The organism is Pseudokineococcus lusitanus (assembly GCF_003751265.1).
GTDB classification, from domain to species: Bacteria; Actinomycetota; Actinomycetes; order Actinomycetales; family Quadrisphaeraceae; genus Pseudokineococcus; species Pseudokineococcus lusitanus.
Window position 1 is genome coordinate 511,794 of record NZ_RJKN01000001.1, and the last position, 21,924, is coordinate 533,717.

General features: G+C 77.7%; 17 protein-coding genes. 3 read left to right on the forward strand and 14 right to left on the reverse strand.

All coding sequences use genetic code 11. The features are described from left to right. Position 1: 1 nt before the first annotated feature. The 9 genes from obgE to EDC03_RS02340 all read right to left on the reverse strand — a co-directional run bounded on the left by obgE (position 2) and on the right by EDC03_RS02340 (position 10,780). Positions 2-1,555, reverse strand: coding sequence for a GTPase ObgE (gene obgE / locus EDC03_RS02300; RefSeq protein ID WP_123378539.1), 1,554 nt, complete (start codon positions 1,553-1,555; stop codon positions 2-4). Positions 1,556-1,704: 149 nt separating this feature from the next. Then, complete coding sequence (gene rpmA / locus EDC03_RS02305) at positions 1,705-1,980, reverse strand: 50S ribosomal protein L27 (RefSeq protein WP_123378540.1); 276 nt, start codon at positions 1,978-1,980, stop codon at positions 1,705-1,707. 103 nt (positions 1,981-2,083) lie between these two features. Beyond that, complete coding sequence (gene rplU, locus EDC03_RS02310) at positions 2,084-2,401, reverse strand: 50S ribosomal protein L21 (RefSeq protein WP_123378787.1); 318 nt, start codon at positions 2,399-2,401, stop codon at positions 2,084-2,086. Positions 2,402-2,633: 232 nt separating this feature from the next. Continuing rightward, positions 2,634-3,368, reverse strand: a complete 735-nt coding sequence (locus tag EDC03_RS02315) for a thiaminase II/PqqC family protein (protein WP_241966982.1) — start codon at positions 3,366-3,368, stop codon at positions 2,634-2,636. Further along, the gene (thiD, locus tag EDC03_RS02320) at positions 3,365-4,237 is read right to left on the reverse strand and encodes a bifunctional hydroxymethylpyrimidine kinase/phosphomethylpyrimidine kinase (RefSeq protein WP_123378541.1); all 873 of its coding nucleotides are present in this window, start codon (positions 4,235-4,237) and stop codon (positions 3,365-3,367) included. The genes EDC03_RS02315 and thiD overlap by 4 nt, the downstream gene beginning before the upstream one ends. Then, the gene (gene thiE, locus EDC03_RS02325; RefSeq protein ID WP_241966983.1) at positions 4,234-4,947 is read right to left on the reverse strand and encodes a thiamine phosphate synthase; all 714 of its coding nucleotides are present in this window, start codon (positions 4,945-4,947) and stop codon (positions 4,234-4,236) included. Before thiE ends, thiD begins: the two co-directional genes overlap by 4 nt. Further along, positions 4,944-5,819 carry a hydroxyethylthiazole kinase gene (thiM, locus tag EDC03_RS02330; protein ID WP_123378542.1) on the reverse strand — a complete coding sequence of 292 codons (876 nt, stop codon included), beginning with the start codon at positions 5,817-5,819 and terminating at the stop codon, positions 4,944-4,946. The genes thiE and thiM overlap by 4 nt, the downstream gene beginning before the upstream one ends. 243 nt (positions 5,820-6,062) lie before the next feature. Further along, positions 6,063-9,854, reverse strand: coding sequence for an Rne/Rng family ribonuclease (locus EDC03_RS18355; protein WP_199719857.1), 3,792 nt, complete (start codon positions 9,852-9,854; stop codon positions 6,063-6,065). A 356-nt stretch (positions 9,855-10,210) separates the two neighbouring features. After that, the gene (locus tag EDC03_RS02340; protein ID WP_123378543.1) at positions 10,211-10,780 is read right to left on the reverse strand and encodes a GNAT family N-acetyltransferase; all 570 of its coding nucleotides are present in this window, start codon (positions 10,778-10,780) and stop codon (positions 10,211-10,213) included. A gap of 454 nt (positions 10,781-11,234) precedes the next feature. Here EDC03_RS02340 and EDC03_RS02345 point away from each other — a divergent pair, with 454 nt between their 5' ends. Together EDC03_RS02345 and EDC03_RS02350 are read left to right on the forward strand one after the other, a co-directional pair. Further along, positions 11,235-12,167: a DUF4397 domain-containing protein gene (locus EDC03_RS02345; RefSeq protein ID WP_123378544.1), complete on the forward strand. Its 933-nt coding sequence runs from the start codon at positions 11,235-11,237 to the stop codon at positions 12,165-12,167. Then, a complete protein-coding gene (locus EDC03_RS02350) occupies positions 12,164-12,943 on the forward strand; it encodes a sortase domain-containing protein (RefSeq protein ID WP_123378545.1) in 780 nt (259 codons plus the stop codon). Before EDC03_RS02345 ends, EDC03_RS02350 begins: the two co-directional genes overlap by 4 nt. A gap of 103 nt (positions 12,944-13,046) precedes the next feature. Here EDC03_RS02350 and ndk read toward each other — a convergent pair whose 3' ends face one another. The 4 genes from ndk to ileS all read right to left on the reverse strand — a co-directional run bounded on the left by ndk (position 13,047) and on the right by ileS (position 18,791). Further along, positions 13,047-13,499 carry a nucleoside-diphosphate kinase gene (ndk, locus tag EDC03_RS02355; protein ID WP_123378546.1) on the reverse strand — a complete coding sequence of 151 codons (453 nt, stop codon included), beginning with the start codon at positions 13,497-13,499 and terminating at the stop codon, positions 13,047-13,049. A gap of 77 nt (positions 13,500-13,576) precedes the next feature. Continuing rightward, positions 13,577-13,957: a DUF4233 domain-containing protein gene (locus EDC03_RS02360; protein ID WP_158674170.1), complete on the reverse strand. Its 381-nt coding sequence runs from the start codon at positions 13,955-13,957 to the stop codon at positions 13,577-13,579. Continuing rightward, positions 13,954-15,501, reverse strand: a complete 1,548-nt coding sequence (locus EDC03_RS02365; protein WP_199719858.1) for a bifunctional folylpolyglutamate synthase/dihydrofolate synthase — start codon at positions 15,499-15,501, stop codon at positions 13,954-13,956. The genes EDC03_RS02360 and EDC03_RS02365 overlap by 4 nt, the downstream gene beginning before the upstream one ends. Next, complete coding sequence (gene ileS, locus EDC03_RS02370; protein WP_422393787.1) at positions 15,498-18,791, reverse strand: isoleucine--tRNA ligase; 3,294 nt, start codon at positions 18,789-18,791, stop codon at positions 15,498-15,500. The genes EDC03_RS02365 and ileS overlap by 4 nt, the downstream gene beginning before the upstream one ends. A 508-nt stretch (positions 18,792-19,299) precedes the next feature. On the opposite strand from ileS, the gene EDC03_RS02375 reads away from it, so the two are divergent. Continuing rightward, a complete protein-coding gene (locus tag EDC03_RS02375) occupies positions 19,300-20,583 on the forward strand; it encodes a S1 family peptidase (RefSeq protein WP_148057986.1) in 1,284 nt (427 codons plus the stop codon). Positions 20,584-20,670: 87 nt separating this feature from the next. On the opposite strand, the gene EDC03_RS02380 is transcribed toward EDC03_RS02375, so the two are convergent. Next, positions 20,671-21,735 (reverse strand): alcohol dehydrogenase catalytic domain-containing protein, encoded by a 1,065-nt coding sequence (locus EDC03_RS02380; RefSeq protein ID WP_123378790.1) that lies wholly within the window; start codon positions 21,733-21,735, stop codon positions 20,671-20,673. Positions 21,736-21,924 lie beyond the last annotated feature (189 nt).

Consider the following 21,924-nt stretch of genomic DNA (forward strand, 5'->3'; position numbering starts at 1 on the left):
GTCAGGCGTCCTCGCGGCCGGCGGCCTCCGCGCGGCGGTCGGCCAGCCGCTCGGCCTCGAGCTCGGCCTGCGTGCCGGCGCGGGCCGCCTTGCGCTCCTCCTGCAGCCGCCGCCGGTCGCCGCGCGTGGGGCGCGAGTCCTCGGACAGCCGCAGGTCCTCGCCGCGCGGGCCGGCCAGCAGCTCGGCACCGCCGACGAGCGTGGGGTCCCAGTCGAAGACGACGGCGCCGCGGGGCGAGGAGTCGTCGCCGATGACCACCTCGGAGCCGGAGACGGCGCCCTTCGCGAAGAGCTCCTCCTCCACGCCCAGCTTGGCGAGCCGGTCGGCGAGGTAGCCGACGGCCTCGTCGTTCGTGAAGTCGGTCTGGCGCACCCAGCGCTCGGGCCGGTTGCCGCGCACGCGGAAGCGCACGCCGTCCGTGGCGTCGACGGCCTCCTCGCGGGTGACGGTGAAGCCGGTCTCGTCGACCGCCCGGGGGCGCAGGACGACGACGGGCGCCTCGCGTCGCGGGGCCTCCTCGCGGGCGCGCCGGACGAGCCGCGCCATGGCGAAGGAGAGCTCGCGCAGGCCCTCGTGCGAGGCGGACGACGCGACGAGCACATCGTGCCCGCGCGCCTCGAGCTCCGGACGGACGAACTCGGCGAGCTCGCGGGCCTCGGGGACGTCGCTCTTGTGGAGGACGACGAGCGTGGGGCGCTGCTCGAGGGGCAGGCCGGGCTCGCCCGTCGCGGTGAGGTCGACGGCGTACCGCGCCAGCTCCGCCTCGATGACGTCGAGGTCGCTGACCGGGTCGCGGCCCGGCTCGAGGGTCGCGCAGTCGAGCACGTGGACGATCGCCGCCGTCCGCTCGACGTGGCGCAGGAACTCCAGCCCGAGGCCTTTGCCCTCGCTGGCCCCCTCGATGAGCCCGGGCACGTCGGCCACGACGAAGCGCTCGTCCCCCGCGACGACGACGCCGAGGTTCGGCACCAGCGTCGTGAAGGGGTAGTCGGCGATCTTCGGGCGGGCCGCCGAGAGCGCGGCGACCAGGCTCGACTTGCCGGCGCTCGGGAAGCCGACGAGGGCGACGTCCGCGAGCGACTTGAGCTCGAGGACGACGTCGCCCTCCCAGCCGGGCTCGCCGAGGAGGGCGAAGCCGGGCGCCTTGCGCTTCGTCGTCGCCAGGGAGGCGTTGCCGAGGCCGCCGGCGCCGCCGGGGGCCAGCTCGACGGAGGTGCCGTCCGCGACGAGGTCGGCGAGCAGCTCGCCCGTCCTGGCGTCCTTGACGACGGTGCCGGCGGGCACGCGGAGGACGAGGTCCTCGCCCTTCGCGCCGTGCCGCATCGAGCCCTGGCCCGGGCGGCCGTTCCCGGCGCTGCGGTGGGGGACGTGGTGGAAGTCGAGCAGCGTCGTCGTCGACGGGTCGACCTCGAGCCGGACGCTGCCGCCGCGGCCGCCGTTGCCGCCGTCGGGCCCGCCGAGCGGCTTGAACTTCTCCCGGTGCACGGACACGCAGCCGTGGCCGCCGCTGCCCCCGGCCACGTGCAGGACGACACGGTCCACGAACAACGGCACGGCGGGCTCCTCGGGTGGTGCTGGTGGGTCTGGCGGGGTGGTGCGGGACGTCGCGGGCGCGGGGCCCGGACGCACGAGAGGGGCGAGCCGACCGGCTCACCCCTCTCGTGGCGCCGGCACCGCAGGGGCGCCGGCCGTGGTGCTCGTCGTCAGTCGGCGACGGCCTCGAGGGCCACCGGCGCGACGATGTTGACGGTGCGGCGACCACGACGGGTGCCGAAGAGGACCGCGCCCGGGGTGAGGGCGAACAGCGTGTCGTCCTTGCCGCGGCCGACGTTGTCGCCGGGGTGGAAGTGGGTGCCGCGCTGACGGACGATGATCTCGCCGGCCTTCACCTCCTGGCCGCCGAAGCGCTTCACGCCCAGTCGCTGCGCGTTCGAGTCGCGGCCGTTGCGGCTGGAGCTCGCGCCCTTCTTGTGTGCCATGGCTGTGCCTCCGGTCGGCGGTGGTGCTGAGGTCTGGTGGACGAGCGGTCGTGCGGCCGACGACGTGGTCGGCGGGAGGGGGCGGCGGGGCCGCCCCCGCGCGTCAGCTGTCGATCGCGGTGATGCGGACGCGGGTGTGCTTCTGGCGGTGGCCCTGACGCTTCCGGTACCCGGTCTTGTTCTTGTACCGGAGGATCGTGATCTTCGGGCCCTTGACCTCGTCGACGACCTCGGCCGTGACGGTGACGCCGGCCAGCGCCGCTGCGTCGCTCGTGACGGTCGTGCCGTCGACGAGGAGGAGGGGGGCGAGCTGGAGAGCGGTGCCCGCCGCGGGGGTGCCGCCGCCGACGCGGTCGATGAGCAGCTCGCTGCCCACCGACACCTTCTCCTGACGGCCGCCGGCGCGGACGATGGCGTACACCACGGGGAACTCTCCTGACGTCGACCGGTCCGGGGACCGGCGTGAGGCGCCGCTCGCTGCGAGGCGCCTGGGGCGTGTTCGGGCTGGACTGCGGGTGTTGCGGGTGGCCGGCGCGGCGACCCACCGCACGGGGTGGGGGGCGCGCACGGCGCACGGGTGCACCGGTGGCGCGACCGGGCCACAGTACGGACGCCGCGACGCGCCGGTCAAACCAGCGCCCGGCGCGCCGCCGTCAGACCGGCCAGCCCTCCCGGCGCCAGGCGGCGTCCCAGAAGGCCCACTCGTACCGGGTGGCGAGGACCGCCGTCGCCACGGCCTCGTCGGCGTCGCCCGGGGCGTCGGCCACGGCCCGCTCGACGACGTCGGCGGCGGCCGCCGAGGCCGCCTGGAAGGCCGGGTCGGCGTAGGCCGCCGTCCACCGGGCGAAGGGGTTGTCCGGCACCTCGGACGAGCGGGCGGCGAGCGCGCGGCCCACCTCCGCGTAGACGGTGAAGCACGGCAGCACCGCGGCGGCGGCCACGGCGTAGGGCGCCGTCGCGGCGCGGGCGACGAGCCACGAGGCGTAGCCGAGCGTCGTCGGGGACGGACGGACGGGCACGGACGGGCCGGACGGACCGTCGCCGGGCTCCCCCGTCCGGGACAGCAGCGGGTGCCCGAGGAGGTCGGCGTGCAGCTCGCGCTCGGCGACGACGGCCGCGGCGGCCGACCCCGCCCACACCTCGGCGTCGTCGGTGCGGGGCGCCCGCGCCGCGAGCAGCGCGAGCGCCCGCGTGTACTCCCGCAGGTAGCAGCCGTCCTGCTCGAGGTAGTGGCGGAAGACGGCCGGGTCGAGCGTGCCGTCGCCCAGCGCGGCGAGGAACGGCAGCGCGTCGACGGCGGCCCGCACGTCCGCCGAGGCGGCGGCGACGCGCGCGCGGAAGCCCACGGGGCCGTCCGTGCCGTCCGCGCCGTCCCGGGCGGCGCTCACGGCCCCACCCGGCTGCCGAGCGGGGCGCCGGTGCCGGCGTCCCACCAGCCGGCGTGGTGGTGCACGGGGCCGTGGCCGCGGCCGGAGCGCGCGGCGCGGCCGACGCCGAGCCGCTCCCCCTCGGCGATGGCCCGGGCCAGGTGCTGCCGTGCGTCCCGGACCGTCGCCGACCAGCCGTCGCGGCGCGGCCGGAGGGCGGCGCAGGCGGCCGACAGGACGCAGCCGGTGCCGTGGGTCGACCGCGAGCGCAGGCGCGGGGACGTCAGCACCTCGAGGCCGTCCTCGGTCGCGAGGACGTCGACGACGTCGCCGCCGCCGTCCGGCCCGGCCGGCAGGTGGCCCCCCTTGAGGAGCACGGCCCGGGCGCCGAGCGCCCGCAGGGCGAGCGCCTGCTCGCGCATGCCGTCGACGTCCGCGGCCTCCTCGCCGCCGAGGAGGACCGCCGCCTCGGGGAGGTTGGGGGTGAGGAGGTCGGCGAGGGGGACGAGCCGGTCCCGCACGGCCGCGACGGCGTCGTCGGCGAGCAGCCGGTCCCCGCTCGTGGCGACCATCACCGGGTCGACGACGAGGTGCGGCAGCGGGCGCCGCTGCAGCACCTCCACGACGGCCTCGACGACCGCGGCCTCGCCGAGCATGCCGGTCTTGGCGGCGTCGACCTCGACGTCGTCGAGGAGCACCTCCAGCTGCTGCGCCACGAACGCGGGCGGCACGCCGTGGACGCCGGCCACGCCGGCGGTGCTCTGCGCCGTCAGCGCGGTGAGGACCGCTGTGCCGAAGGCGGACAGGGCCCCGAAGGTGGCGAGGTCGGCCTGGACGCCGGCCCCGCCGCTGGGGTCGCTGCCCGCGACGGACAGCGCGACGACGCTCACCGCGCCACCGCCGTCGTCGCCGGCGCGTCGAGCGCCGCCGTGGCCGCCCGCGGGTCGTCGGCCCGGCAGATCGCCGAGACGGCGCAGATGCCGTCGACCCCCGTCGCGCGGACGGCGGCGACGCGGGCGAGGTCCACGCCGCCGATGGCCACGGAGGGCAGGTCGGCGTCGCGGGCGGCGACGACGAGGTCGGCCAGCCCGTCGAGGCCGAGCGGCGCGGCGGCGCGGGGCTTCGTGGCCGTCGCCCACACGGGGCCGAGGCCGAGGTAGTCGACGACGGGGCGGCCGCCCGGCTCCTCCACGCCGACGACGGCCGCGGCGGCCACCTCGGCGGCCGTCGAGGCGGACAGGCCCAGGACCGCGCCCGGCCCGAGCAGCTCGCGCGCCCGGCGGGGGTCGCCGTCGCCCTGGCCGACGTGGGCGCCCGCCGCCCCGGCGGCGACGGCCAGCTCGACGTCGTCGTCGACGAGGACGAGCGCCCGCTCCCCCACGGCCGCGACGACGGCGCGGACGAGCTCCCCGCGCACCGCGTCAGAGCCCTTCTCGCGGACCTGGACGACGCCCGCCCCGCCCGCGACGGCCTCGCGGACGACGGCGAGGACCCCCCGGTCGCCGCACTGGGCGGTGTCGGTGACGAGGTAGGTGCGCAGGACCCGCGCCGGGTCGGCCCGCAGCCGCTCCCGCGGCGTGGCCGTCGTGGCGGTGCTCACGCCGCGGCGCCGGGACGGACGAGCGCCGCGACGTCCTCGGCGGTCACCGCGTCGAGCTCGTCGAGCCACGCGACGGCGAAGGAGCCGGGGCCGCGGGCGCCCTCGGCCGCGCGCCCGGCGGCGGCCGAGACGTGGGCGTGGGCGGCCGCGACGGCGACGAGCGGGTCGCCCTCCGGCGGGGTCGTGGCGAGGTAGGCGGCGACGACGCCGCCGAGCGCGCAGCCGAAGCCGGTGACACGCGTGCCGAGGGCGGAGCCGCCCGTGACGCGCAGCGACCGGCCGTCGGGGGCGACGACGAGGTCCACCTTCCCCGAGACGGCGACGACCGCGCCGGAGGTGGAGGCGAGGTCCGCCGCGGCGGCCGCGGCGTCGTCGACGCCGTGGGTCGTGTCGGTCCCGCGGCCGCCGGCACCGACGCCGGCCAGGGCCATGACCTCGGAGGCGTTGCCGCGCACCGCGGTCGGGGCCCGGCGGACGAGGTCGCGGGCGATGGCCGTCCGGTGGTCGAGGACGCCGACGGCGACGGGGTCGAGGACCCACGGCACGTGGGCCGCGGCGGCCGCGCCGACCGCGCGCCCGGCGGCGTCCTCCTGGACGTCGTCGACCGTGCCGAGGTTGACGAGCAGCCCTCCGGACAGCCCGGCGAGCTGGGCGGCCTCGACGGGGTGGCGCGGCATCGCGGGCGAGGCGCCGGCGGCGAGCAGCGCGTTGGCCGTGACCTGGACGACGACCTCGTTGGTGAGGCAGGCGACCAGCGGCCGCCCGGCGCGCAGGGCCCCGTGCGCGGCGACGACGGCCGCGGCGAGGTCGCCGTCGGGGCCGGTCGGGCCGGGCTCGCGACCGGTCGTGGTGGTGCCGTGGCGCGCGGCCATGGGGACATCCCTTCGCTCGTGCTGACGAGAGCAGGTTCGACGGGTGTGTTCTCAGCCCTCGTCCGCGGACGACGGGCACCCCGTGCCGCGGCCGACCCTAGTGCGCCCGGCGGCCGCGTCGCTCGGCGCGTGGCGGCACCACCGGGGCGCCGGGGCGGGCGCCGCACCGACGACGAGGGCCCCGCCGCGGTGCGCGGCGGGGCCCTCGTCGGGCGCGGCGGGCGGGGCCCGCCGCGGCGTGCGTCAGCGGTCGGTCGTCCCGCCCTCGTCCGCGGCCGGCAGGTCCGTCGCGTCCGCCGGCTCGGCGCCTGCGGCGGGCCCGCCCTCGGCCGGCGCGTCGGCCTCGGCCGGCGCGTCGCTGCCGGCCGCGTCCACGGCGGTCCCGTCCGCCACCTCGGTGGCGCCCGCGCCGTCGTCGGCGGCGACGTCCGCCCCGGCCCCCGTGGGCTCCTCGACGGGCGCCGACGGGTCGGTGCCCGGCTCCTGGGCACCCACCTGCTGCACGGCGCCGTCGTCCTCGCCGGCCGCGTCGGCCAGCGCCACGTCGACCCCGTCCCCGACGGGGGCGGGCCCGGAGGCCGCGGCCACCGCGGCGTCGAGGGCCGCGGCGGTGCCGGCGGCGTCCACGGCGGGCGCGTCGTGCTCGTCCTCGTGGTCGCCGTCGTGGTCGTGCCGGGTGGCGCGGGCCACCCGGGCGATGGCCTCGGCGACCTCGCGGGCGGAGGCCGCCCGGCGCTCGGGACCCTCGTCCCCGGTCCCCTCGGCCGCGGGCGCCGCCGCCGGCTCCTCGGCCGCCGCCGCGCCCTGGCCGCCGCCCGAGCCGCTGCCACGACCGCGGCGCGAGCGCCGGGAGCGCCCTCCGCCCTCGCCGTCGTCGGAGGGCTGCTCGCCGCCGCCGCGCCGGCCACCGCGGCCCTCGTCGGGGGTGCCACCGCCGCCGTTGCCACCGCCGGTGCCACCGCCGCCGTTGCCGCCGCCCGAGCGCCCGACGAGGGGCTCGTCGTGGAGCAGGACGCCCCGTCCGCCGCAGTGCTCGCACGGCTCGCTGAAGACGTCGATGAGGCCCTGGCCGACGCGCTTGCGCGTCATCTGGACGAGGCCCAGCGAGGTGACCTCGGCGACCTGGTGCTTCGTGCGGTCGCGGCCGAGGCACTCGACGAGGCGTCGCAGGACGAGGTCCCGGTTGCTCTCGAGGACCATGTCGATGAAGTCGACGACGATGATCCCGCCGACGTCGCGCAGCCGGAGCTGGCGCACGACCTCCTCGGCGGCCTCGAGGTTGTTGCGGGTGACCGTCTCCTCGAGGTTGCCGCCCGCGCCGGTGAACTTGCCGGTGTTGACGTCGACGACCGTCATGGCCTCGGTGCGGTCGATGACGAGCGAGCCGCCGGAGGGCAGGTAGACCTTGCGGTCCAGCGCCTTGGCGATCTGCTCGTCGACGCGGTAGGTCGCGAACACGTCGACGTCGTCGCTGCGGACGACCCGCTCGGCGAGGTCGGGGGCGACGCCGCCGACGTACTCGCTGACGACCCGCCAGACGTCCTCGCCCTCGACGACGAGGCGCGAGAAGTCCTCGTTGAAGACGTCGCGGACGACCTTGACGGCGAGGTCGGGCTCGGTGGACAGCGCCGCGGGCGCGCTGACCGCCGTGGAGCGCTGCTGGATCGACGCCCACTGCTCCTGCAGCCGCTCGACGTCGCGGCGCAGCTCGTCCTCGCTGGCGCCCTCGGCGGCCGTGCGGACGATGACGCCGGCGCCCTCGGGCACGACGGCCTTGAGGATGCGCTTGAGGCGCGTGCGCTCGGTGTCGGGCAGCTTGCGGCTGATACCGGTCATCGAGCCGTTCGGCACGTAGACGAGGTAGCGGCCGGGCAGCGAGACCTGGCTCGTGAGGCGGGCGCCCTTGTGGCCGACCGGGTCCTTCGTCACCTGGACGAGGACGGGGTCGCCGGCCTTGAGCGCCAGCTCGATGCGGCGGGGCTGGCCGGACAGGCCGGCGGCGTCCCAGTTGACCTCGCCCGCGTAGAGGACGGCGTTGCGGCCGCGGCCGCAGTCGACGAAGGCGGCCTCCATGCTCGGCAGCACGTTCTGGACCTTGCCGAGGTAGACGTTGCCGACCATCGAGGTCTGGGTGCGCCGGGCGACGTAGTGCTCGACGAGCAGGCCGTCCTCGAGCACGGCGATCTGCGTCCGGTCGCCGCGCTCGCGGACGACCATGACGCGCTCGACGCTCTCGCGCCGGGCGAGGAACTCCGCCTCGGTGAGCACGGGACGACGACGGCCGCCGTCACGCCCGTCACGGCGGCGCTGGCGCTTGGCCTCGAGGCGCGTGGACCCCTTGAGGCCCGTCACCTCGTCCTCGGCGCGGCGGCGCTGGCGGTCCGCGCGGGACTCGCCCGCGTCGCCGCCCTCGGCGTCGTCCCCGCCGGAGGAGCCGCGACGGCGACGGCGACGGCGACGGCTCGAGCCGCGCTCCGCGTCGTCGTCGCCCTCGTCGTCCGCGTCGTCGGCGGTGCCGGACGGGGCGTCGGCGGTGCCGGAGGGCGCGTCGGCGTCGCCGCGGTCGTCGCCCTCGTCACCGTCGTCGCCGGTCTCGTCGGCCTGCTCGCCCTCGGGGGCGCCGTCGTCCTCGCCCCCGCGGCGGCGGCGGCCACGGCCTCCCCGACGACGACGGCGACGGCCGCCCTCGTCGTCGCGGCCGGACGCGGTGTCGTCGCGCTCGTCGTCCTCGTCCGTCGCGGCCGCGGCGGGCTCGGCGTCGACCTCGGCCGTCGGCACGGCGACGTCGGCGGGCTCGGCGTCCTCGTCGGCGGCCCCGCCGCGACGGCGTCGGCGCGAGGGGCGCCCGCGGCGGCCCAGCTCGTCGAGCGCGGCGGTGACGGCGGCCCCGGCGTCCGGGCGGGCGGTCGCCCCCTCGTCGTCGACGTCGGCGCTCGGGACGGTGCGCTCGCTCGGCGCGGGCGCCGGCTCCTCGCGCGGGACGTCCTCGCGGACCGGCGCCGCGGCGGGGGCCGTGGTGCCGGTGGGGGTCTCGGTGCCGGGCGCCGCGGCGGCACCGGGCTCGACGTGGACGGGTGGGCCGGCGGGCCGCGAGGCGGCACGACGGCGGCGGGGCGGCGCCGCGGTGACGGGCGCCTGGAACAGCGCGGCGGGCACGGCGGACGGCGCCGCGGCGGGCTCGTCGGCGACGGCGGGGGGCTCGTCGGCGACGGCGGGGGTCTCGTCGGCGACGGGCTCCTCGACCGGTGCGTCCGCGGCGGCCGGCTCCTCGGCCGACGCGGGGGCGGTCGTCGCGTCCACGGGCTGCGGCTGCTCACCGACGACGTCCGCGAGTGGCGCGGCCTCGGCGGCAGCGGCCTCCGCGGGCGTGGCGTCGGCCGAGGTGGCGTCAGCGGGGGTGGCGTCGGCGGGGGTGGCGTCGGCGGGGGTGGCGTCAGCGGGGGTGGCGTCGGCGGGCGCTGCCTCGACGGGCGCTGCGGCCTTGCGGGTGGCCCGACGGCGACGCGGCGCCCTCGGCGCGCTCTCGGCCGGGACCTCGTCCGTGCCCGCGACCGGCTCGGGGGTCGTCGGGGCCGGCGCGGCGTCGGGCGCGGCGTCCGCCGCGTCGGTCGTCGGGGCCGTGTCGGCGACGGGCTCGGTCTCGGCGGCGGGGGCGGCGGCCTTGCGACGGCGCGGGGCGCGCTTGCGGGGCGCCGGCGCGGCGTCGGGGGCCGGCTCGGCGACCGGGCCCGCGTCCTGCGCGGGGGCCGGCTCGAGGACTGGCTCGGCGACCGGGGCCGCCGGTGCCGGGTCGGCGGCCAGGGCAGTCGGTGCCGGGTCGGCGGCCAGGGCAGTCGGTGCCGGGTCGGCGGCCGGGGCCGTCGGCTCCGCGGGGGCGGCCGCCGTCGTGCCCGTCGTCTCGCCCGCCGGCGGGCCGGCCGGGCGGGTGGCCGCGCGACGGCGGCGGGGGCGGGTGGCGGGCGCCGCGGCGCCGTCGTCCTCGCCGGGGCCCGCGGTGGTGCCGTCGACCGGGCCGGAGGTGTCCTGAGGTGCCACGGGGGCGCTCCCGTTCCTGCGCCGAGGGGTCGGCCGCACCATCCCGCGCCGGCGGTTCGTCGTCGCCCGGGGGCGACGGAAGTCAGGGGTGTGCCGGGCCTCGCGGCGCTCGTGCGCGCGGTGGACCCGGGCACCGCCGGCGGCTCGTCCGGCGGCCGGCGGATCTGCCGCGGCCACCGGGGCCCCTCGGGCGTCCTCCGCGTCGGCCCTCCCCGCGCTGGACGCGGACGGCGGCGCGCGTCGGGCGCCCGTCGAGGGCGGTGAGACGTCGTCGGGCCGGTCGGCAGGTGCGGCCTGCCGGTCGACCGCTCGGAGTATCGCACAGCGGGACGTGACCGCCCGGCGACGACGGGCCGTCAGTCGAGGGGGTGCTGGTCCAGCGGGTGCACGAGCTCGTCGAGGTCCGGCGTCGGCTCGTCGTCGACCGTGTCGAGCGGGTGCACGAGGAGCTCGCGGGCGTCCCGGAACCCGGCCCGGCGGAACAGGCGGCCCGCCCGCACGCCGTTCGGCGAGAGCACCACGCGCGCCATCCCCTGGCCGCGGGCGTGGTCGAGCACCGCCTCGAGCAGCGCGCCGCCCGTGCCGCCGTCGCGGTGGTCGGGCAGCACGAAGAGGTTGCCCACGTACCCCCACGTGCTCGTCGGCTCGCCGGGGCTGGGCAGACGCTCGTAGCGGTGGAGCCCGACCATGCCGACGGGCAGGCGCATCCCGGCCGGCCGGGAGGCGCCGTCCTGGCCCCGCGACTCCGCGAGCCAGAAGGTGCGGTGGGCCGCCTGGGCCCGCACCCAGGCGGCGAAGCGACGGCCGAAGTCGTCCTCGGCGGGGGCGGGCCCCTGCTCTGAGGCCGCGGCCCGCCGCAGCAGCGCGAGGGCGGCGATGTCCCCGGCGGCCTCGAGGACGGCGGGCCGGATGCGCACGGCGGTCACGGCCGGGCCGCCGCGGCGGGGGCGAGGACGGCGCGGCGGGCGCGCACGGGGCGGTCGGCGGGCGGCATGGGGGTCTCCCGGCGACGGGCGGGTGCTGCGGACCGGCCCGAGGCTACCCACGCCCCGGCGAGCGGCCACCGCGCGCGCCGACGGCACCCGGGGGCACCGCCCCGCCCGGCCCCTCGCCGGACCGGGCGGAGGGTGACGAACCCGGACCCATCCGGCCGTGCGGGCGTCCCGAAGCGGGTGGACGGGGAGTCGCGGGCGCCGTGCCGCCGTCGCCCGGAGCGACCGGGTGGCGCGTCGGGGGGGACGGCGCCAGGCTCTCCGTCACGCGCAGCCACGACGACCGTGCTACGCCACCCCTCCGGCGCCCCCGTGACGCCGCAGGGTGGTGGGGCCGGGACCGGGGCGGCGCCGACCGCGCAGGACCCGCCAGGCCCAGGAGGCCCGCATGACCAGCCAGCCGCCCGCCGCCCGCGCCACCGCGCAGGCCCTGCCCGTGCCGCGTGCCCACCGCACCGGTGTCCTCGCGCTCGCCGCCCTCGTGGCCGCCGCCCTCGTCGCGTGGGCCGCCCCGGCGCCGACCGCCGCGGCCGCCGCCCCGGCCTCGGACGCCTGGGTGCGCGCCGCGCACCTCGTCCCCGGCCTCGGCGCCATGGACATCAGCGTCACCCCGGTGGACCGCGTCTCCGGGGAGGCCGCCGAGGGTGCCGAGCCCGCCGTCGAGCTCGCCTTCGGCGCCACCTACGGCGCCGTCGGCGAGTACGAGGCCCTGCCGCCGGGCGCCTACGTCGCCGAGCTGAGGACCGCCGGCGCCGACCCGTCGAGCGAGCCGCTGCTCACCACGGGCCTCGAGGCGCGCGCTGGTGCCGCCTCCACGGTCGCCGGGCTCGGCACGACCGACAGCCCCCGCCTCGCCGTCCTCTCCGACGACCTCACCCCGCCCTCCCCCGGCACGGCGCGCGTGCGCCTGCTGCCGGCGGCGCAGAGCAGCCCCACGGTCGACGTGACCGCGGTGGACGGCCCCGTCGTCGCCCGCGGCGCTGCGTTCGGCCGGCCGACCGGCTACGCCGAGGTCCCCGCCGGGCCGTGGACGCTCGACGCCGTCGGCGAGGGCACCCGGGGCACGACCGAGGTGCAGATGGAGGCCGGCACGGTCTACACGCTGCTCGTCCTCGACGGCGACGACGGCCTGCGCCTGCAGGGCGTCGTCGACGCCGCGGGCACGACGACGACCCCCGTCGGCGGCGCGGCCACCGGCACCGGGGCCGTGGAGCCCGCCGCGACCGGGACCACGTCCGGCCCGGCGCTCGTCGGCGCCGGCGCCGCCCTGCTCCTCGCCGTCGGCGCGGCCGGCGTCGTCGTGCGGCGTCGCCGGGCGTGACGCCGCCCCCCGGGCGGCGGGCGGCGGGCGTCGGCGCCCGCCGTCCCGCCGCCGCGGCGTGCCTGGGCCTCGCCCTCCTCGCCGTGACCGCCTGCGGCGCGCCGGCCACGCCGGGACCCGGCCGTGCGGCCGCCGAGCCCGCGCCCTCGGCCTCGGCGGCCCCCACGACGCCCCCGGCGACGACCCCGGCGCCGACCTTTCCCACGGCCGAGCCCGGTGCCGCCCCCGGCGTCGTCGCGGCCCCCATCCCGACCCCCGCGGGCACGAGCGCGCCGCAGGCCGAGGTGTCCGGCGCGCAGGCCGTCCCGGGCCCCGCCGGCGAGGCGCCCGCCGTGCCCGAGGGCCGGCGGCCCGTCGCGGTCCGCGTGCCCGCCATCGGCGTCGACGCCCCGCTCGTCGACCTCGGCGTCGGCGGCGACGGCGCGATCGAGGTGCCCACGGCCGCGGGCGACGCCGGGTGGTTGACGACGAGCAGCCTGCCGGGCGAGCGGGGGCCTGCCGTCGTGGCCGGGCACGTGGCGCTCGGCGGCGTGCCGGCCGTCTTCGCCGACCTCGACGAGCTGGCACCGGGCGACGACGTCGTCCTCGTCCTCGAGGACGGCACCGAGGTGCCCTTCTCCGTCGACGCCGTCGAGTCCTTCCCCAAGGACGCGTTCCCCACCGACCGGGTCTACGGCCCCACGCCCGCCCCGGTGCTGCGCCTCGTCACGTGCGGGGGCGACGTGGACCCGCGCACGGGGCACTACGTCGACAACGTCGTGGCCTACGCCTCCTGAGCGGCGGTCGGGAGGCGGCACGGGCCGCACGACGCACCGAGGGCGGGCGTCGACGGCGCGGTCCGCGTCGTCGACGCCCGCCCTCGTCAGCGGGTGCAGGGGCTCAGAGGCCGGGGAACCACAGCCCGATCTCGCGGGCGGCCGACTCCGGCGAGTCGGACCCGTGGACGAGGTTCTGCTGGACCTTCAGGCCCCAGTCGCGGCCGAGGTCGCCGCGGATGGTGCCCGGCGCCGCGGTCGTGGGGTCGGTCGTGCCGGCGAGGCTGCGGAAGCCCTCGATGCTGCGCTCGCCCTCGACGACGACGGCGGCCACGGGCCCCGACGACATGAACTCGAGGAGCGGCTCGTAGAAGGGCTTGCCCTCGTGCTCGGCGTAGTGGGCCCCGAGGACCTCGCGGTCGGGGGTGCGCAGGTCGAGCGCGACGAGGCGGTAGCCCTTCGCCTCGACGCGGCGGAGCACCTCCCCGACGAGGCCACGGGCGACGCCGTCGGGCTTGACGAGCACGAGCGTCCGCTCGCGCTCCTTCTCCGGGGCGTCGGTCTGCTGGTCGGCCATGGGGGTCCTCCGGGTCGTCGGCCGGGACGACCCGGCGCGGCGGCGCGGCGCCGACGGGTTGCCGGGCCGCGCCGAGACTAACGAGCGGCGGGCGGCGCCTCGTCGTCCCACGTGTCCGGGTGCCCCCACCGCTCGACGAAGGCGGCGCGGTCGCGGTCGACCTTCCGGCCGAGGCGGAGCATCCCGAACCAGACGGCGACGAAGAGGGCGCCGAGGCCGAACATCGCCGGCAGCACGAACCCCCCGAGCACGACGACGACCTGCAGGACCCACCCGAGGGTGATGCCCCACGGCCGGCGCACCAGCCCCGAGGCGAGGACGAGGACGACCGCGAGGCCGAGGCCCCCGCCCCAGACGAGACCGGTCGGCGCGGACGAGAGCTGCGACGCCGCGAGGACGGCGAAGAAGACGAGGAAGGCCTCGAGGACGAGCACCGAGGCGGCGAGCCGCGCCGTCACGGGCGCCCGCCCGACGGGCCGCCGCGGTCGTCGCGCTCGTCGCGGGCGCGGTCGGCGAGGTCCTCGGCGTCCTCGCCGTCGAGGTCGTCGTCGAGCGCCAGGGGGTCGCCGAGCAGCGCGAGCGGGTCGCGGTCGTCGTCGGCACCGTCGTCGCCGCCCCACGTGCCGTCGGCGTCCCGCGACGCCCGGTCGACGACCGGCGCGCCGAGGAGCTGCCGGGCCTCGGCGGCCACGGTCACGGACCCGGTGACGAGGACCCCGCCCCCGCCCTCGCCGTCGCCGCCGACGTCCGCGAGCTCCACGGCCCGGGTGAGCGCCTCGGGCAGCTGCGTCGCCACGTGCACGCGCTCCTCGCCGAAGACGTCGCGCGCCAGGTCGGCCAGGTCGTCGACGTCGAGGGCCCGCGGCGAGGACGACCGCGTGACGACGACCTCGGCCAGCACCGGCTCGAGGAGCGCGAGGACCCCCTCGGCGTCCTTGCCCTCGAGCACCCCGACGACGCCGACGGCGTGCGAGACGGAGAACGCCTCGTCCATCGCCGCGACGAGGCTCTCGACGCCGGCGGGGTTGTGCGCGGCGTCGACGACGACGAGCGGCGACGGCCGCAGGACCTCGAGCCGCCCGGGGGCGGCGACGTCGCCGAGCGCCGCCTCGAGGACGGCGCCGTCGAGCGCCCGCTCCCCGCCGCCGAGGAGCGCTTCGACGGCCACGACGGCCAGGAGGGCGTTGTGCGCCTGGTGCTCGCCGTGCAGCGGGAGGAAGACGTCCTCGTAGCGGGCGGCGAGGCCCTGCAGCGCCACGACCTGCCCGCCGACAGCCGTCGTCCGGCCGGCGACCGTCACGTGCTCGCCCTCGGCGACGTACCGGGTGCGCAGCGCCGCGGCGCGCTCGCGCAGGACGTCCGCGGCACCCTCGGGCTGGAGCCCGACGACGGCGATGGCGTCCCGGCGGAGGATGCCGGCCTTCTCCCCCGCGATCTCCTCGACGGTGTCGCCGAGGAGGTCGGTGTGGTCGAGCGAGATGGGCGTGAGCACCTGGACGGCGGACTCGACGACGTTCGTCGCGTCCCACGTGCCGCCGAGGCCGACCTCGACGACGGCGACGTCGACCGGCGCCTCCGCGAAGGCGGCGAAGGCCATGACGGCGAGCGTCTCGAAGTACGTCAGCGGCACCTCGTCGGCCGCGCGCAGCTCGCCGTCGACGAGCGCGAGCACGGGGGCGACGTCCTCGTGGAGGTCGGCGAAGGCGTCGTCGGCGAGCGGGAGCCCGTCGACGCAGATGCGCTCGGTGACGCTGTGCAGGTGCGGGCTCGTGAAGCGGCCGGTGCGCAGGTCGTGCTCGCGCAGCAGGCGCTCGGCGATCCGCGCCGTCGACGTCTTGCCGTTGGTGCCGCCGACGTGGACGACGGGGTAGGCGAGGTGCGGGTCGCCGAGGAGCTCGAGCGCCCGCCGCACGGGTCCGAGGCGCGGCTGGACCGCGTTCTCGGGGGTGCGGGCGAGCAGCTCGGCGTACGCGGCGCGCAGCCGCGGCGAGGGCGCGCTCATCGCTGCTCCACCCGGACCCGCACGGACGCGCCGTCGCCGACGGTGCCGTCGGAGACGCCGCCGCCCGGGTCGGCCGCGGCGTCGGCGAGCGCCCCCGCGGCGCCGCCGAGGTCCCGGGCCGTCGCGAAGGACGCGACGCCCACGGACGTCGCGAGGGTCTCGCGCTGGAGCAGCCCCTGGTGCGTCGACACCGCGGCGACGACGGCGTCGTCGCCGAGCACCGTGAGGCGGATCCGGTCGCCGACCGCGAGGCCCGCGTCCCGGCGCGCCTGCTGGACGAGGCGGACGACGTCGCGGGCGACGCCCTCGGCCGCCAGCTCCGGCGTGACGTCCGTCGAGAGGACCACCCAGCCCTGCCGGCCGGGCAGCAGCTGCGTCGCCGTCCCGGCCTCCTCCTCGCCCACGACCCGCTGCACCTCGTACTCCCCCTCCTGCAGGGCGATCCCGCCGGCGACGACGGAGCCGTCCTCGCCGACGACGACGTCGCCCGCCTTCGCGGCGCGGAGCGCCACCTGCACCTGCTTGCCGAGCCGCGGGCCGGCGGCCCGGGCGTTGACGACGACGCGCTCGGTGACGCCGCTCGTGGCCTCCGCCACGTCGCGCACGACGACCTCGCGGACGTTGACCTCGTCGCGGACGACGTCGGCGAAGGCGGCGACGTCGGCCGCGCGCTCGACGACGACCTCGAGCCGCGCGAGCGGGAGCCGCGTGCGCAGCCCGTGCGCCTTGCGCAGCGCGAGCGCCGCCGAGCACACCGCCCGCACGCGGTCCATCGCCGCGACGAGGTCGGGGTCGGCCGTGAGGCCGTGGCCGCCGTCGGCGCGGGGGCCGGCGACCGGCCAGTCCTCGAGGTGGACGCTGCGCCCGCCGGTGAGGCCGCGCCAGACCTCCTCGGTCGTCAGCGGCAGCAGCGGGGCCGCGACCCGGCAGACGACCTCGAGCACGCCCGCGAGCGTGTCCATGGCCGCCGGGTCCTCCGCCCAGAAACGCGCGCGGGACCGGCGCACGTACCAGTTGGTGAGGACGTCGACGTACTCGCGCACCGCCTCGCACGCGCCGGCGACGTCGACGACGTCGAGCGCCGCGGTGACGTCCTCGACGAGCGTCGCCGTCCGCGCGACGACGTAGCGGTCGAGCGGGTCCTCCGACGCGGGGGCGTCGAGCCGGGCGCGCCGGCCCTGCCCGCCGTCGGCCGAGCCGGCGTAGAGCGCGAGGAAGGACCACGCGTTCCACAGCGGCAGCAGGACGGCACGGACGCCCTCGCGGATGCCCGCCTCGGTGACGACGAGGTTGCCGCCGCGCAGGACGGGCGAGGCCATGAGGAACCAGCGCATCGCGTCCGAGCCGTCGCGGGCGAAGACCTCGCCGACGTCGGGGTAGTTGCGCAGGCTCTTGCTCATCTTCTGGCCGTCGTCGCCCAGGACGATGCCGTGGCTGACCACGCGCCGGAACGCGGGGCGGTCGAAGAGCGCCGTCGCGAGGACGTGCATCGTGTAGAACCAGCCGCGCGTCTGGCCGATGTACTCGACGACGAAGTCGCCCGGGAAGTGGTGGTCGAACCACTCGCCGTCCTCGAACGGGGCGTGCACCTGGGCGAAGGGCATGGAGCCCGAGTCGAACCAGACGTCGAGGACGTCCGGCACGCGGCGCATCGTCGACCGGCCCGTGGGGTCGTCGGGGTTCGGCCGCGTCAGCCCGTCGACGAAGGGCCGGTGGAGGTCCGTCGGTCGCACGCCGAAGTCGCGCTCGAGCTCGTCGAGCGAGCCGTAGACGTCGGTCCGGGGGTACGTGGGGTCGTCGGACACCCAGACGGGGATCGGGCTGCCCCAGAAGCGGTTGCGGCTGATCGACCAGTCGCGCGCGCCTTCCAGCCACTTGCCGAACTGGCCGTCCTTGACGTGCGCCGGCACCCACTCGACCTGCTGGTTCAGCTCGACCATGCGGTCGCGGAAGGCCGTCACCTCGACGAACCACGACGAGACCGCCTTGTAGATCAGCGGGTTCCGGCAGCGCCAGCAGTGCGGGTAGGAGTGGACGTAGGAGTCGGCGCGCAGGACGTGGCCCCGCTCGCGCAGCGCGCGGGTGATGGGGGTGTTGGCCTCGAAGACGTGCTGGCCCTCGAAGTCGGGGACGACGGACGTGAAGCGGGCCCGGTCGTCGACGGTGAGGACGACGGGGATGCCGTGCTCGGCGCAGACCCGCTGGTCGTCCTCGCCGTAGGCGGGCGCCATGTGGACGACGCCGGTGCCGTCCTCGGTCGTCACGTGGTCGCTCGGCACGACGACGTACGCCTCGCCCGTGCCGAAGGTGTCGGCGTCGACCAGGTAGTCGAAGAGCGGCGTGTAGCGGCGGCCGACGAGCTCGGAGCCCGCGAGCCGCCCGACGACGCGGGATGCCGGCTCCTCGCCGAGGTCGAGCACCTCGGCGTACGCCGCGAGGCGTGCCTCCGCGAGGACGTAGCGCTCGCCCGCGCCGCCGTCGGCCGCCGCGGGGCCCGCCTCCACGACGACGTAGTCGACGTCGGGGCCGACGGCGACGGCGAGGTTGCTCGGGAGGGTCCACGGCGTCGTCGTCCAGGCGAGCAGCCGCTCGCCCGTCTCGAGGCCGAACCAGACGGTCACCGCCGGGTCCTGCCGCTGCTGGTAGACGTCGTCGTCCATCCGCAGCTCGTGGTTGGACAACGGCGTCTCGTCGCGCCAGCAGTACGGCAGCACGCGGCGGCCCTCGTAGACGAGGCCCTTGTCGTGCAGCCGCTTGAACGCCCACATGACGCTCTCCATGTAGGAGAGGTCGAGCGTCTTGTAGTCGTGGTCGAAGTCGACCCAGCGCGCCTGGCGGGTGACGTACTCCTGCCACTCGTCGGTGTAGCGCAGGACGCTCTCGCGGCAGGCCTCGTTGAAGACCTCGATGCCCATCTCGAGGACGTCGCGCTTGCCGCCGATGCCCAGCTGGCGCTCGGCCTCGAGCTCGGCCGGCAGGCCGTGGCAGTCCCAGCCGAAGCGCCGCTCCACCCGGCGGCCGCGCATCGTCTGGAAGCGAGGGACGACGTCCTTGACGTAGCCGGTCAGCAGGTGGCCGTAGTGCGGCAGGCCGTTGGCGAAGGGCGGCCCGTCGTAGAAGACGTACTCGTTGGCGCCGTCCTCGCCCGCCGGCCGCTGCTCGACGCTGGCGCGGAAGGTGTCGTCGTCGGCCCAGTAGCCGAGGACGCGCCGCTCGAGGTCGGGCAGCGACGGCGACGCCGGCACCCCGCCCCCGGAACCGGTGCGCCCGGCGGACGGGAGCGGGTACACGCCGCGGGGGGTCGCGTCGTCGGTGGTGGGTCCCGTGCTCCCCGTCGGCCCTGCGGCCTCTGCCGTGGTCATCGCGGTCCTCCTCGCCCCGGGCGCACGCACGCGCGCTCCGGACCGCGAGGACGAGCGTCCGGCGTCCGGCCGGGCACCCGCGGTACCACCTCGCTTGCCGCGGACGCCCTCACGGGCACCACGGCCGCTCCTTCGTCCAGCGCTGACGGGCTGGTCCCGTCCGGGTCTACTGGGGCCGCCGGGGCGACCTGTTCTTCCGGAGGCTCGCCGGTGATGGCCGGGTCGGTGCCTGTGCGCGCCAGGTTACGCGCCGGGCGGCGTGGGGCGCCATCGCCGTTCCCGGCGAGGGCCGAGGGAGAACGGCGCGGTCTCCGCCGGACGGGTGCGGGCATCCGGGTCACAGCGGACCCGGGACGTGTCGCCGGGGCACCGGCTGCCGATGGCAGTGGGGGCGGCGCCCGGGGAGGCCCCGTCCCAGACCACGGGGGAGACACCGATGTTCACCATGCCCAGCCGCCGTCCCGCCGGCGGGCGGCGGACGACCGCGCTGCTGGCGGCGCTCGTCACGCTGCCCGCGCTCGTCGCCTGCTCGGCGCCGTCCGAGGTCGTGCCCGTCGCCGCCGTCTCGGCCCGACATGCCGCCCCCGCCGACCTCGCGGTGACGACGGAGGGCGACGCCCTCGTCGCCACGTGGGCCGCTCCCCCCACCGCGACCTCGATGGACCTCACGGGCTACGAGCTCTACGTCGACGACGCCGCCGTCGTGCCCCTCGACGCCGGCACGACGTCGCACCGGCTCGCCGGCGTGCGCCCCGGCGACCGCGTGTACGTCCAGGTGCGCGCCGTCGGCGTCGACGGCCCGGGGCAGCTGGCCGAGGCGAGCACCGAGCAGGTGTGGGCGACGCCGACGGCGAGGTCGCGGAGCGCGGTGGTCGAGGAGCCGCAGGCCGTGGCCGCGACGCCGACGGTCGCGCCCACCGCCGCTGCGCCGGTCCCCACGCCGACACGGACCAACGATTTCGCAGCCACACCGGCTCCCTTCGTAACGGTCACCACCGCGCCGGAGCCCGCCCCCACCGTCACCCGCGAGGTGGTGCAGAAGGTCGAGGTGGACAGCGACACCGACTGGAGGGCTGTCTACGACCAGTACCAGGACTCTGTGGTTCAGGTCCGTCGCTACTCGTGCAGCGGCCTCTTCACCGGCCACGGCACGGCCTTCTTCGTCGGCCCGTCCCTGCTGGCGACTGATGCTCACGTGGTCGACGGCGACGCTCGTAGCACCGTGGAGGTCGACAGCGCCGAGGTCGAGACGACGCTGGTGGGCATCGACCGTTCGAAGGACCTGGCACTCCTCCGCATCGACGCGTCGTACCCCGACCGGGTGCTCGACCTGTCGCCCACCTTCCCCGCCGTGGGCACGGAGCACGCAGTCATCGGCTTCGCCTCCATCGACACCGAGGACGATCCGTACGACCTTTACGACGAGGACCAGCAACCGTCGACGGGCAAGAGCTTGCAAGTGGGGGTCATCTCCGCCGTCGGCATCGACTACCACCTCGGCGCCGGACGGATCAGGACGGGGATGGTCCAGAGCGACGCGCAGACGGAGGGCGGCGCCAGCGGAGCGCCCTACATCACCGCCGACGGTCTCGTCGTCGGGATGGACGACCTTTACGCAGGGCCGAGGTCGCAGGTGACGCTGGGCCTGGGCATGCCCACGGTCGTCCCGACACTGGCGGCCTGGGTCGCGTCGGGACAGGAGCTCTACCCAACCTGCTGATGCCTCGAGTGCCACGAAGCGCACCTCGAGTGCCGCGAAGTGGTGGTCCCAGCCCGGCCACGACCACCACTTCGCGGCACTCGCCGCTCACCCCGGCAGCAGCGAGACCTTGACCGAGCGCGACGAGTCGGCCACGAGGTCCAGGCCCTCCTGGAAGCGGGAGATGGGCAGCTGGTGGCTGCAGATGTCGTCCATCGGCAGCACGCCGGACTCGATCATCGCGATGGCGGCCGGCCACGTGTACGGGCCGAGGTGGGCGCCGAGGACGTCGAGCTCCTTGTCGTCGCTGATGACGGACCAGTCGACCGAGACGGGCTCCTTGAAGACCGAGTACTCGACGAAGGTGCCGCACTTGCGCAGCAGCGCCAGGCCCTGGCCGACGGCCGAGGGGTGGCCCGTGCCCTCGATGTAGACGTCGGCGCCGTAGCCCTCGGTGAGGCCGCGGACCACCTCGCCCACGTCCTCCGTGGTGATGTCGACGACGACGTCCGCCCCGCACCGCCGGGCCAGCTCGAGCTTGGCCGGGACGGCGTCGAGCGCCACGACGACGGCCGGCCCCTTGGCCTTCGCGCCCGCGACCATGCCGAGGCCGATGGGCCCGCAGCCGGCGACGACGACGACGTCGCCGAACTGGATCCCCGCCCGCTCGACGGCGTGCAGCGAGCACGCCAGCGGCTCGGCGAAGGCGGCGTGCTGCGCCGGGATCGACGGGTCGACCGTGTGCACCCGCGCCCCCGCCGGGAAGACCATGTACTCGGCCATCGCGCCCGGCGTCGCGCGCTTGAAGCCGAAGATGTCGTGCGGCGCGCACATGTGGTACTGCCCGCGGCGGCAGTAGCGGCACTCCCCGCACGGGACGATCTGCTCGGCGACGACGCGGTCGCCCACCGCGACGCCCCAGCGCGCGGCGGCCTCCTCGTCGAGGGCGACGACCTCGCCGACGAACTCGTGGCCCGGCACGACCTCGGTCTCCGCCCAGGCGGGGCGGTCGTCGTCGCCCCAGAACTTCGCGGCCCCGTGGTAGCACTTGAGGTCGCTGGCGCAGATGCCCACGGCCTGCACGCGGACCAGCGCCTCGCCCGGTCCCGGCGTCGGGACGGGGACCTCCTCGAGCCGGTAGTCCTGCGGGCCGTGGCAGACGACCGCCTGCATCGTCGTGGGCACCTGCTGGTCGGTCTGGCTCACCGTGACCTCCTCGTCGCGGCGCCGCCGCGTCCTCGCGTCGTCCGGCCCGTCGTCGGCCCGGCCGTCCGCCGACCGTAGTGACGACCACCGCGGGCGGCGAGGCCGCGCCGGGCCGGACGTCCGGGACCGCCCCGCGGTTCTGGGAAGATCGGCACC